General features: G+C 38.9%; 12 protein-coding genes and 4 tRNA genes. 10 read left to right on the forward strand and 6 right to left on the reverse strand.

Features of this window, described 5'->3' with window-relative positions; genetic code table 11:
* Nucleotides 1-415: 415 nt before the first annotated feature.
* The 5 genes from AC25JC_RS16945 (at nucleotide 416) to AC25JC_RS16965 (ending at nucleotide 1701) form a co-directional block, all read left to right on the forward strand.
* Nucleotides 416-491 (forward strand) — tRNA-Asn (locus AC25JC_RS16945).
* Between the two features lie 5 nt (nucleotides 492-496).
* Nucleotides 497-572: transfer RNA gene (locus AC25JC_RS16950), tRNA-Asn, on the forward strand.
* Nucleotides 573-789: 217 nt separating this feature from the next.
* Nucleotides 790-865: transfer RNA gene (locus AC25JC_RS16955), tRNA-Asn, on the forward strand.
* 255 nt (nucleotides 866-1120) lie between these two features.
* Nucleotides 1121-1196: transfer RNA gene (locus AC25JC_RS16960), tRNA-Asn, on the forward strand.
* Nucleotides 1197-1218: 22 nt separating this feature from the next.
* Entirely contained in the window at nucleotides 1219-1701 is a 483-nt protein-coding gene (locus AC25JC_RS16965; RefSeq protein ID WP_486924493.1) for a DUF2726 domain-containing protein, read from the forward strand.
* A gap of 90 nt (nucleotides 1702-1791) precedes the next feature.
* On the opposite strand, the gene AC25JC_RS16970 is transcribed toward AC25JC_RS16965, so the two are convergent.
* The 4 genes from AC25JC_RS16970 to AC25JC_RS16985 all read right to left on the reverse strand — a co-directional run bounded on the left by AC25JC_RS16970 (nucleotide 1792) and on the right by AC25JC_RS16985 (nucleotide 5192).
* Entirely contained in the window at nucleotides 1792-2037 is a 246-nt protein-coding gene (locus AC25JC_RS16970; protein ID WP_486924494.1) for a hypothetical protein, read from the reverse strand.
* A gap of 182 nt (nucleotides 2038-2219) precedes the next feature.
* Nucleotides 2220-3680: an alpha/beta hydrolase family protein gene (locus AC25JC_RS16975; protein WP_486924495.1), complete on the reverse strand. Its 1461-nt coding sequence runs from the start codon at nucleotides 3678-3680 to the stop codon at nucleotides 2220-2222.
* Nucleotides 3681-3802: 122 nt separating this feature from the next.
* Nucleotides 3803-4684 carry a 4-hydroxybenzoate octaprenyltransferase gene (gene ubiA / locus AC25JC_RS16980; RefSeq protein ID WP_486924496.1) on the reverse strand — a complete coding sequence of 294 codons (882 nt, stop codon included), beginning with the start codon at nucleotides 4682-4684 and terminating at the stop codon, nucleotides 3803-3805.
* 22 nt (nucleotides 4685-4706) lie between these two features.
* Nucleotides 4707-5192: a chorismate--pyruvate lyase family protein gene (locus AC25JC_RS16985; protein ID WP_486924497.1), complete on the reverse strand. Its 486-nt coding sequence runs from the start codon at nucleotides 5190-5192 to the stop codon at nucleotides 4707-4709.
* 202 nt (nucleotides 5193-5394) lie between these two features.
* Here AC25JC_RS16985 and AC25JC_RS16990 point away from each other — a divergent pair, with 202 nt between their 5' ends.
* A complete protein-coding gene (locus tag AC25JC_RS16990; protein ID WP_486924498.1) occupies nucleotides 5395-6309 on the forward strand; it encodes a polysaccharide deacetylase family protein in 915 nt (304 codons plus the stop codon).
* Nucleotides 6310-6393: 84 nt separating this feature from the next.
* On the opposite strand, the gene AC25JC_RS16995 is transcribed toward AC25JC_RS16990, so the two are convergent.
* Nucleotides 6394-6672, reverse strand: a complete 279-nt coding sequence (locus tag AC25JC_RS16995; protein ID WP_111884533.1) for a hypothetical protein — start codon at nucleotides 6670-6672, stop codon at nucleotides 6394-6396.
* A gap of 96 nt (nucleotides 6673-6768) precedes the next feature.
* Nucleotides 6769-8184 carry a type I glutamate--ammonia ligase gene (gene glnA, locus AC25JC_RS17000; protein ID WP_171319222.1) on the reverse strand — a complete coding sequence of 472 codons (1416 nt, stop codon included), beginning with the start codon at nucleotides 8182-8184 and terminating at the stop codon, nucleotides 6769-6771.
* Between the two features lie 888 nt (nucleotides 8185-9072).
* On the opposite strand from glnA, the gene AC25JC_RS17005 reads away from it, so the two are divergent.
* The 4 genes from AC25JC_RS17005 to AC25JC_RS17020 all read left to right on the forward strand — a co-directional run bounded on the left by AC25JC_RS17005 (nucleotide 9073) and on the right by AC25JC_RS17020 (nucleotide 12236).
* The gene (locus AC25JC_RS17005) at nucleotides 9073-9657 is read left to right on the forward strand and encodes an anthranilate synthase component II (protein ID WP_486924499.1); all 585 of its coding nucleotides are present in this window, start codon (nucleotides 9073-9075) and stop codon (nucleotides 9655-9657) included.
* Nucleotides 9658-9675: 18 nt separating this feature from the next.
* A complete protein-coding gene (gene trpD, locus AC25JC_RS17010) occupies nucleotides 9676-10722 on the forward strand; it encodes an anthranilate phosphoribosyltransferase (protein ID WP_168379163.1) in 1047 nt (348 codons plus the stop codon).
* 16 nt (nucleotides 10723-10738) lie between these two features.
* On the forward strand, nucleotides 10739-11545 hold the full coding sequence (gene trpC, locus AC25JC_RS17015) for an indole-3-glycerol phosphate synthase TrpC (protein ID WP_486924500.1): 807 nt from the start codon (nucleotides 10739-10741) through the stop codon (nucleotides 11543-11545).
* Nucleotides 11546-11651: 106 nt separating this feature from the next.
* The gene (locus AC25JC_RS17020; protein ID WP_486924501.1) at nucleotides 11652-12236 is read left to right on the forward strand and encodes a hypothetical protein; all 585 of its coding nucleotides are present in this window, start codon (nucleotides 11652-11654) and stop codon (nucleotides 12234-12236) included.
* The last annotated feature ends 145 nt before the right edge of the window (nucleotides 12237-12381 follow it).

Below are 12381 nucleotides of genomic sequence, written 5' to 3' on the forward strand. Positions count from 1 at the left end.
ATCGTAATCGAGGAAAAAGACTGGGCTTAAGATTCAATTTAATTGCGGGAATCTATAATTTAGAGCTGAGCAAAAAATGAATTATGAAAGAAGTCTAATTAAAACAACTGGAATTTACTGACTAATTATTAACTATTTCAATATAATAAAGGTCATCCGAAATGACGGTACATAGTGCTCTCAGCATGTTCAGAACTAGAATAGCGATCTAACGCAACCTTACCCACCATTCCATCCATCACTCTATTAACTATAATTGTTAAAGTATTCCGATAGGGTTTAACGCAACAAAAGCTTAAAATAATCAATAAATAAGCAAGAAACTCATCTTTGGATAATAAAAAAACATTTAAGCGCTTTATCTTTTATTTTTACTTGACCGCTTTAGCTTTCATCCCTAAAATGCGCATCAGATTCTCCAATAGCTCAGTCGGTAGAGCGACGGACTGTTAATCCGCAGGTCCCTGGTTCGAGCCCAGGTTGGAGAGCCATCTATTCTTCCATAGCTCAGTCGGTAGAGCGACGGACTGTTAATCCGCAGGTCCCTGGTTCGAGCCCAGGTGGAAGAGCCAAATTCTAAAAAACCCACTCATTGCGAAGTGGGTTTTTTATTGCCTGATATTTAACAAAGCATACCTACTTTTTTGTTTTTGCTTTCCTAAAAAGTATCCGTATATGTACCAAGTTGTCTGATTCGGCTATTTTTAAAACACTTAATTTGATTTTTAAGTATTTTATTTAAATCAGGCTTGACCACCCTCCCATACATCTTTAGAATCCACTTCAGATTCTCCAATAGCTCAGTCGGTAGAGCGACGGACTGTTAATCCGCAGGTCCCTGGTTCGAGCCCAGGTTGGAGAGCCAAATTCTAAAAGCCCACGCATTATGTCGTGGGCTTTTTTATGCTCTGACTTTTGTTTTAAGATAAGTATAACTTGCTCTATAACCTAAGCTATTCACTTAGCTCTCCGACCACATTAGAAAGAATAGTCAGAGCTTAAGTTTTAAAAACGCTTTATATTAAAGGTGTTTATATTTAATACATTCAGCCTAAATTTCCTTATTTTTTGCAATTCTGACTTGACCTCACTGCATTTGCCCCATAGAATGCGTGCAGATTCTCCAATAGCTCAGTCGGTAGAGCGACGGACTGTTAATCCGCAGGTCCCTGGTTCGAGCCCAGGTTGGAGAGCCAAATTCTAAAAAGCCCACGCATTATGACGTGGGCTTTTTTCATATATGTAGTTTATTTCGTGCCAAATCTCAGTCAGTTTACATTTTTTATTATTGGTTGCTTGGCAACTTTTGCCCTTGTCTGCTTAGTCTTTCCCAGACTTTTTAGAAGCAAACAAAAGTTTTTCCCACGTCGTGTAATCACTGCCTTTGAAAGTAAGATGTTTCATCGTTTAAATGAAGCATTTCCGAACTACCACATTTTAGCACAAGTGGCGTTTAGCGCACTGATCACCACTCAAAATTACAAAATCAGAAATAGATTTAATCGAAAAGTCACTGATTTTGTCATACTTGACCAAACTTACGATGTGCTTGTAATTATCGAACTGGATGACCCCAGTCATATAGGCAAAGAGCAAGAAGATGCTGAACGTGATGCAATGCTTGAAGAAGCTGGCTACCGTGTAATCCGCTATACCAGTATTCCAACAGTTCACACGCTCAGGCATGATGTAAATAAATAGTTGTTAAATACCTAAGGTACAATCGAACATTGAGTGAATGCGCATTGCATTCACATCCATAACGTAAGCAGAATTTTATTGAGCATTTGACTATTGAGCTGCCAGCACTTCTGATACTGCTTGGTCAGCCTCAGCAGCCAAAGCCTCATCTTGTGCTTCTTTTGCTTTAATACGCTCAATCATCTCAGCTTGTTGTTGCTTATATTTTTCTTGGTTTTTGGCATCACTATTGACTGCAAGAAAAGCCATACTGACCAAAAATATAGGAATCAATAGCCCAAGTGCCATCAGAGTGATCATCTTTTTGGTATTGGGTTTTGGCTTAACTTCAGACATAACTATTCTTTCATATACATAAATAATTCGACGCCCAATATAGCAAAAAACAAAATTCGCTCAAGTCTTCATAACATTCTTTGCTCGAACTAACTGTACCCCCTCATTTTCACGGATTGAATGATTAATAATCCAATATGCAAAAAAAGGAGACATGCTCCTTTTTTTATTATTAAAAAAACTTAGCTTGAAGCAGCTACCCCCTTACAATGTGGACTTTGGCTTGCATCTTTTTGCTCATTGGTTAAGACAATACCTGTACCTGCAGACATTTTAGCTTGAATAAATTCGACCGCTTGCGCATTTCTACAGATAATTGCCTGTGTATGACTTGCATTTGGCACAACGTCTAATTGATAACCTTCAGCATAATTTGCCTCTGGGAAATACTTCGTCGCTTGTGTTTTCATATTTGCAAATAGCGCTTGCGTAACCACAGGAATAACTGCCTGATCATTTGCACCTTGAATAATATACACAGGCGCTTTAATTACTTTGGCAGCAGTAGCATTTGTCGCTGGCTGATTGTCAATTAAAAATTTCTGAACAACAGGATCGGTATCGATTTTATTCAAATCAATTCCATACTGTGAAACCGTATGCGTTGGATCCTTTAAGAATTCAATCACAGCTGCTTTAAACTGTTCTTGCAAACCATTTGCGCCATTTGGATCAGCATAACTTAAACATGCACCGTCATCCCCTGTACGTCCATAGGCTTTTTCTGCAATAACACCAGCATCAGCAGTAAAGATATTTTTTAAATCATAATTTGGCTCATAGGCTTTAATACCCGAACTGGTCAATGCAGCATATGCCAAAAGCTCAGCATAGCCATCTGCAATTTGATCAATTAACGCCTGTGCTTGAACCTCAGAAAGCTGCCCCATACTAAGTGCATAACGCACTTGTGCCAACTGTTCATCCAATCTATTCAATCCATGGGGTTTAGGTTGACCGTTTGCATCAACATTTAGTTTTGGATCTAAATAGATCTTAATAATCGTGCCTAAACTCGACGCAGGTGCGGCTGCTACTGCACCTTTATAATTAGTATCGGTATTCGCAAATTCCGCCGTCCCTAAGGATGCATGACCACCTTGCGATTGACCAATCGACATCCACTGACCATTGAGTTGCTTACCATAATGTTCTTTTGCCGCTTTAACTGCAGCAAGCGCCGAATTTGCCGCACTTGATAAATTAAGGTATGGATGAACTCCTTTGGTTCCTAAGCCTTCATAGTCTGGCGCCACAATTACATAACCTGCCGCCATAAGCGTGTTAGCTAGAATTTTAAAACGTGGATGAATTACATTTTTACTTGGCGCACACTCATCTCCTGCTCCGACTGTCCCATGCTCCCACACCACAACGCGATACCCATCTTTAGGTTGTGTAGCTTTTGGAAATAATACCAAGGCTGTTGCAGTCGCTGCTTTCCCCTGTACATTAGTCATGTTATAGGTCATGACTTTAATGGACGATGTATTGTCTACTGTATTGAAAGCATAATTTGCTTCTGACACAAATGTTGATTTTTGATTCGAAGATGATGAGTCATTATCATCGTCATTACACGCGGTTAAAGACAGCATAGAAACTGCAACTGTCAAAGCCAATGCTATTTTTGAACGTTTCATAAAATATCCTTTTTAATCATTATTCTTTAAACATGAAACTACATGCCTTTTTATTAATGCATAAAAAAAAGCACCCGAATAGGATGCTTTAGTTCATTTTAAAAAGTTTCAGATCAATGACATTAAAGAGCCAATGCCATAAAAATTCCAATAAAAATCATAAACCCTACCCAACGGTTATGGCGAAACGCCCAAAAACATAACTGCGGATCACGGTCTTTAGTTTTAGTCCATTGGTAAATAAAATCGGCAGCCACAGCCAACATTACAACTAAACCAAATGGCATCAAGAGATCTTCTAAATACAACGCAGAACCAATCAGTACAATACTTAGCGCCTGTAATAAAGAAATGATTTCAATATCGTATTTACCAAATAAAATCGCAGTTGATTTCACGCCAATTTTCAAATCATATTCACGGTCAGTAATGGCATATTGTGTGTCATATGCAACGGTCCACGCCAAATTACCAAAGTACAATAACCAGCAAGTCAAATCAGGTGTTTGCCCCACAGCGGTATAAGCCATAGGAATCGACCATGAAAATGCCGCGCCTAAAAATACTTGTGGCAAATGCGTGTAGCGTTTCATAAAGGGATAAATGAACGCTAAAAACAATGCACCAAAGGACCAATAAAAAGTTTCTATCGGTAAAAAGAACAACATACATGCGCTAGCAAGCACCAAGATCAAGAACACATATATGGCTTCTTTAGCGCTAATTACGCCTGTCGCTAGAGGACGATGCTTGGTTCTTTCCACAGCACCATCGACTTTACGGTCAGCAAAGTCATTAATCGCACAACCTGCTGCACGCATAAATATCGTACCCAAAATCATTGGAATCAAAATACTGAATTGCGGTGTTCCTTGATTGGCAATCCACAGTGCCCACATGGTTGGCCAAAAAACCAGTTCCGTGCCAATTGGCTTATCGAAGCGACATAAATAGTAATAAGCTTCTAAACGCTGCTGCCAAGTAATCTGTTGCACCACGGCCATGACTGTCCTTCATCTGGTAATGTTATTTCTGCAAATATTGCTCAAAACTCGCTAAAAAAGTTTCCTGAACTATAAATTTACAACCATGCCAAGTATAACAGCTCTGACGTGTCCAACCATCGTCTAGCCACAGTACACGCCGCTCACACTTCGGATTGGTACGCTGAAATAAAAAATGTCCGATCGGTTTTTTACCAATATGCTGAAAAATCCGCGCACGTCCTTGTATGCTAAGGATTGGAAATATACTTTTTGCCTTGACCCACGGCTCAGCTTCACTGCCATATAAATAACTTTCACGTACCCAAGCTGTGTGCTGTATTGGCATTTGTAGCCACCGTGCATCTTGAAGCGTCATACGTTGAAATTGCTCAATACTCGGCTCAACTTTAAATACACCTTGGGCAAAATCTGTTAATTGTTGGGTTAATGAACCCGAAGCATACAACCATGTTCTTAATTCAGGAGACATTCTTTTATCCCGCATTTCGCATGCTTGACGCTGCATATTTCATTTCCCTTATAACCATTTGCTGAGTATAGCGAATCCTTAGTGTAACCAACTCAACATCGTTTTTCATGACCCATAGCTTGTTTTCAGTAAAATGAACAAAACAAAACGGCTTAAGCACTTCATTACATATGCAATCAACACAAACCTCACATACACAGTATGATGTCGTGGATAACCACTAAATTACATAAGCATAATGTTTCCATTTTACCCGCTACATGTTTTGATTTTTTTCGTTTTACTTTGTGCCAATATCACGGTTCAAGCAAAATCTATTGCACTCAGTTTTGATGATGGATTAAATCCAGCGTTTAACGCACAAGCGGAACAAATCAATGCTCAAATTTTAAAGCATCTGCATGATCAAAAAATCAAAAGTATTGTTTTTCCGAGCCTGATTAAAATTGGTGATTATCAAGGTAAGCAACTGATTCAAGCGTGGGGACAATCCGGCCATCTGATTGGCAATCATAGTGCACTGCACCAAAACCTGAATAAAGAAAATGTCACATTAAAAGATTATCTGCACAGCATTGAACAGGCGGATACAGTGCTAAAAACGCTGCCAAATTACACACGTATTTACCGGTATCCTTTTTTAAAAGAAGGTAATAGCGCTAAAAAGCGTGATGCTGTCTATCTATGGCTAGCACAGCATAAATACCGCATTGGCGGAGTCAGTATAGATGCCAGTGACTGGTTTTATAACCGAAAATATCTCGACTATGCCAAACTGCAAGATCAGGACAAATTAGACCGCCTAAAACAAGCGTATATCGCTCACCTGCTTCACCGTGCAGATTATTATAACCAACTTGCCCAGCTCACCATAAATCGTTCGCCACAGCATGTTTTACTTTTACATGTGAATGATATTAATGCCGCTTTTTTAAAGGATGTCATTACTGCTTTTCAGCAGCATGGCTGGACTTTTATTTCAGCAGCAGACGCCCTGCAAGATCCCTTATATACGCAGCACAGCCAAAACATCCCTGCGGGTGAAAGTGTAATTTGGTCTATTGCCAAAACCAAAGGATTAGAAAACTTACGCTACCCCGCCGAAGATGCGCCTTATGAAATCGATAATCTAAAACAGCATGGTTTGCAATAACGTTTGGCAAATTTCTAGATATTCAATAAAAAATGACCTGCAATATTGCAGGTCATTTTTTCAGTTCAATTTTTTAGTGTTGAATTAAAAGTTATCTGTCTTGGCAATGGCTTCAAACTTGCCTTGCGGTGTTTTAATCAGAACTAGTCCTTCGGTTGTAATATAAAAACTTTCAGGGTATTCAAACTCCAATGCCAGCTCTGGGTTTTTCAGTTCGACAAATTGAGCCTGTTTATAACCTTCAACGGTCCGCCCAACTTCCAAATAAGTCACTTCTGAGAAGTTGAGTTTAAATCCCTTTGCCTGATCAGCTGGATCAATCCAAGGGAAAAAACCGGTATGTTTTTTACGTGGTTTTGCCATGTTTAGATATTTATTCAACTCTTTGCTTTATCTTAACCCATCTCATAAAAAAACCCGCACAAGGCGGGTCTTTTTACAGTGTAATTCTGTACAGAATTACAAGCTGTAGTACATGTCGAATTCAACTGGGTGAGTTGTCGTGTTAAGACGACGAACTTCTTCAGTTTTAAGTTCGATGTAGGCATCAAGCATTTCTTTAGTGAACACGCCACCTTTAAGAAGGTAATCATGGTCAGCTGCAAGAGCTTCAAGCGCCATATCTAGGCTATGAGCCACTGTAGGGATTTTAGCTTCTTCTTCAGGAGGAAGGTCGTACAAGTTCTTGTCAGCAGCTTCACCTGGGTGGATCTTGTTTTGAATACCGTCAAGACCAGCCATAAGAAGCGCAGCGAAACCTAAGTACGGGTTCATCATTGGGTCTGGGAAACGTGCTTCGATACGTTTGCCTTTAGGGCTAGAAACATAAGGAATACGAATAGAAGCTGAACGGTTACGTGCTGAGTAAGCAAGCATAATCGGCGCTTCAAAATGTGGAACTAAACGTTTGTATGAGTTAGTTGATGGGTTTGTGATTGCGTTCAATGAACGAGCGTGTTTGATCACACCGCCAATGAAGTACAACGCCATTTCTGAAAGACCAGCGTATTCATCACCAGCAAACAAGTTCTTGCCGTCTTTAGAGATCGACATGTGAACGTGCATACCAGAACCGTTATCACCAACCATTGGTTTAGGCATAAACGTAGCAGTTTTAGCATATTGGTGAGCAACGTTCCAAACAGCATATTTGAACTGTTGAACTTCGTCCGCTTTACGAACCATAGTGTTGAAGCTTACACCGATTTCAAGCTGGCAAGATGCAACTTCATGGTGATGTACTTCTACACGACCTGGGCCCATGATGTCTTCGATTTTTGCACACATATCTGCACGCATATCTTGTGAAGAATCAACAGGAGGAACTGGGAAGTAACCACCTTTCACACGTGGACGGTGACCAGAGTTACCCGCTTCGTAATCTTTACCAGTAGACCAAGCAGCTTCTTCAGCGATTAAAGTGTGGCGCGCGCCAGACATATCGATGTCCCATTTTACTTCGTCAAAAACGAAGAATTCTGGTTCTGGACCAAAGAAAGCTGTATCACCGATACCAGTTGATTTTAGGTATTCTTCCGCACGGCGAGCAATAGAGCGTGGGTCACGTTCATAACCTTGACCAGTTGAAGGTTCGATAACATCACAAGTCACAACAACTGTAGCTTCTGCAAAGAACGGGTCGATAAAACAAGTTTCTGCATCTGGACGTAAGATCATGTCAGATGCTTCAATGCCTTTCCAACCAGCAATTGAAGAACCATCAAACATTTTGCCATCTTCAAACGTATCTTCGTCGATTGAATCTGCTGGGTAAGTTACGTGTTGTTCTTTACCCTTAGTATCAGTAAAGCGAAAATCGACCCATTTTGCGCCACTTTCTTGGATGAGTTGAAGGACCTTGTTCGCCATGCTCATTTTGCTCCGATGATTTTTTTGTGCACACTGAAGTGCGTGTTAGTAGTTGGTAGTTATTAAGCAATTACCGTACCAACTTTTAAAAGCCAAGCTAAAATATTGAATTCCTTATCAGAATAGAAGATTTTAACTCCTTGCTTTTCGACTATTATACTGTGTGTAACAGTAAATGCACCATATTCAGCCACTCTTCATCACTTTTGTTTAAAAACTTCTCGCAGGTGTATCAAAATAGTGCAACTTGGTTTTGCACTAGTATGCACCAAAATGATTAATCGCTTTCAACGATAAAATCATTGAGATTTTATCAAAGCTTTAAGATCGAATTTAAATACGAGAGAAACTAATGGTTTAGCTAGTTATAGATGGAAAAAAATCAGCGTAATCACTATATTCATAATCGATATTTAGATTTTTTGAGCCCGTAAAGTACCCATTTTTCGACTTTAATTTAACCATTTTGTTTTAATTTTAATCAATTTACCTTAACATTAATTGTGCTCCATTTTGGTGATTTTGCTTCAAAACGGTTCATATTTTTCCATCTAGAGCCTGAATTGCTATTTTTAACGACATCAAGCAGATCTTTTTAAAATATCAATTGAACATATTTTACCCACTTAAATTCAGCCTAATGTCTTGTTCAAATTAAATCCCAAATTTATAAGTCGAAAATTTATTGAAATGATTTCAGTTGCGATGAACTTTGGCGAAATTGTTCAGCAGAAATTGAATAATATTTGCTATGATTGGCTGCATTCTAAATATTTCACTATTTTTCTATTTAAAATATCCACACGATATTTGGGTCAATATACAACTATTTAGAATCATTTCGGACTATTCAAAGCACATTTAAGTGCATAAATTTCAAAGGTTAATACGCTCATGCTTTTGATGATCGACAATTATGACTCTTTTACCTACAACATCGTCCAATATTTTGGCGAGTTAAATCAAGAAGTAAAAGTTGTACGTAACGATGCCGTGACTTTAGAAGATATCGAGCGATGGCAACCGAAGTATTTAGTCATTGGTCCTGGCCCTTGTTCGCCAAGTGAAGCAGGTATTTCAATTCCTGCGATTCAACACTTTGCGGGAAAAATTCCTTTACTGGGTGTGTGTTTAGGCCACCAAGCCATAGGACAAGCTTTTGGCAGCGATATTATTCGCGCTAAAAAAGTGATGCACGGTCGTTTATCTGACATGTATCACAGCGATCAAGGCATTTTCAGCAACCTCCCTTCTCCATTTGCCGCTACTCGCTATCACTCTTTGGTAATTGATCAAGCGACTTTGCCAGAATGTTTAGAAGTGACCTGCTGGACCAATGAAGAAGATGGCACGATGGAAGAAATCATGGGCGTTAAACATAAGACATTGCCTGTCGAAGGCGTGCAGTTTCACCCTGAATCGATTCTTAGTGAACATGGCCATCAAATCTTTAAAAACTTCTTAGAAATTTACGCATAATCGAGTGCAAAAAATATTATGAATATTCAACAAGCTTTAAATAACATCACGAAAAATATTGAACTCACTCAACCTCAAATGGAAGAAGTGATGCGCACCATCATGCAAGGTGAAGCAACCGATGCTCAAATTGGCGCACTGATGATGGGCTTACGCCAAAAAGGTGAAAGTATTGACGAAATCACTGCCGCAGCACGTGTAATGCGTGAGTTTGCGATCAAAATTGATGTCAGTGATTTACCACATTTGGTAGATATCGTTGGTACAGGTGGTGATGGTCAAAACTTATTTAACGTCTCTACTGCGTCTAGTTTTGTTATTGCAGCAGCAGGTGCAACTATTGCTAAACATGGTGGTCGTGGTGTTTCATCAAAATCAGGCTCTTCTGATCTTTTAGAACAAGCAGGAATTAACCTTGATCTTAACATGCAGCAAACTGAACGCTGTATTCGTGAAATGGGCGTGGGTTTCCTCTTTGCACCTAATCATCATAAAGCCATGAAATATGCTGCTGGTCCACGTAAAGAATTGGGCTTCCGTAGTATTTTCAACCTACTTGGCCCGCTTACGAATCCGGCCGGCGTAAAACGTTTTGTGATTGGTGTTTTCTCTACAGAATTATGTCGTCCTATGGCTGAAGTTTTAAAACAACTCGGTGCAGAACATGTCTTGGTGGTGCATTCAAAAGACGGTTTAGATGAAATTAGCCTTGCATCAAGTACTTATGTTGCAGAACTTAAAGATGGCGAAGTCACTGAATGGGAAATTCAGCCGGAAGCTGTAGATATCGAGTCGCAAACCTTAACGGGTCTATCTGTAGATAGTGCTGCTGAAAGTCTAAAATTGATCAAAGATGCTTTAGGTAAAAACAAATCTGCACTCGGTGATAAAGCCGCGAATATGATTGCCCTAAATGCAGGCGCAGGTATTTATGTTTCAGGCTTAACCAAAAGCTATAAACAAGGTGTTGCATTAGCACATGACATTATCTATGGCGGTCAAGCACTAGAGAAAATGGGCATTTTGTCTGAATTTACGAAAACTTTAAAAGAATACGAAGCTTAAGATTAGGACACAGATCATGGTAGATATCGCCAATACAATTTTGGGTAAAATTGTTGACCGTAAAAAAGAAGAATTTGCAGCCCGTCTTAAACAACGTAGCTATAAAGATGTCGAAGAGCTAGCTCAAGCAGCTACACCTGTTCGAGGTTTTGCACAAAACCTCGGCTCTAAACGTCCGGGGGTGATTGCTGAAATTAAAAAGGCATCACCATCGAAAGGCATCATTCGTGAAAACTTTAACCCTGCTGAAATTGCGCAGCAGTATCAAGATGCTGGTGCGGCATGTTTGTCTGTTCTCACCGATGTGGATTTTTTCCAAGGTGCCGATGAAAACATTCAGATTGCACGTACGAACTGTGACTTACCTGCGCTACGTAAAGATTTTTTAATTGACCCTTATGGTGTAATTGAAGCACGCGCTTTACATGCGGACTGTATTTTATTAATCGTGGCTTGTTTGTCTGATCAACAACTCGAAGAAATGTCGAAAACTGCTTTTGAGCACAATCTCGACGTGTTGGTTGAAGTACATGACGAAGAAGAACTTGAGCGTGCAATGCGTCTTTCTGACAACTGTCTACTAGGCGTCAATAACCGTAATTTAAAAACCTTTGATGTTGACCTCAATACATCATTACGTTTGAAGAAGTTACTTGAGCCTTCTCGCCTGCTGGTGACAGAAAGCGGTATTGCAACACCTGCGGATGTTGCCATGATGCAAGAACATGACATTCATGCCTTCTTGGTCGGTGAAAGTTTTATGAAGCAGCCACGCCCTGATCAGGCGTTTAAGGAGCTGTTTGGTGCGCCTGATAAAATATAAATGAAATATGTAGGGTGAGTTTGCTCACCCTTTTTCTACTTTGCATCCATATTAAAAAAATTACACATCTTTTTTATAATTTTTATTCAATTGAGAATTAAAAATAATGAAGTCGATTATTTCTTCTACTCTTCTATTCATTTCATTAATCTTGGTTTCACTACACCAGATAAGTTGGGCAAAAAATATAACTCTTTATACTGGCTCACCGTATCATATTGACCAAAATCATATCCTCTACTTTAATATTTCCACTATGCCCGAAGGCATCATTGCTGCGCAGATTGACCTAAATCAAATTTTTCCAAATATAAATACTAACGTGCTAAAGGGCAAAAATTATGATTTCAATAATAATCAAATTGAAATCATTAGTTATCAAGGCTTACCAATAGTCATTAATTACTCAATCAATACTAAAAACAAGAATATTGAAAATTCAACCTATTTTTCTATGTCTAAAGGACATAAAAATTCTTTATCAAAACCAATCAACATTAAATCTCACCCTATTTCCATGGAAAAATTAAATCATTTTGAACAGATTTTTTATAAAGATACCCCTCATTTATTGAAAAAGAATTTAGCTGATGAGCCATATTTAATAAATATATTCATGTTCCATGCAGCAATAAATGATTTTGATGATATGAATGATTTTTTCCAAAATGCTATAAAGAACCTGACATAGAAAAATGATATTGATAATTATGAAAAAGCCAAAAATTTGTATCTTGAATAGACTTCTTTCATAATTCATTTTTTGCTCAGCTCTAAATTATAGATTCCCGCAATTAAATTGAATCTTAAGCCCAGTCTTTTTCCTCGATTACGAT

Source organism: Acinetobacter sp. P37 (assembly GCF_057480965.1).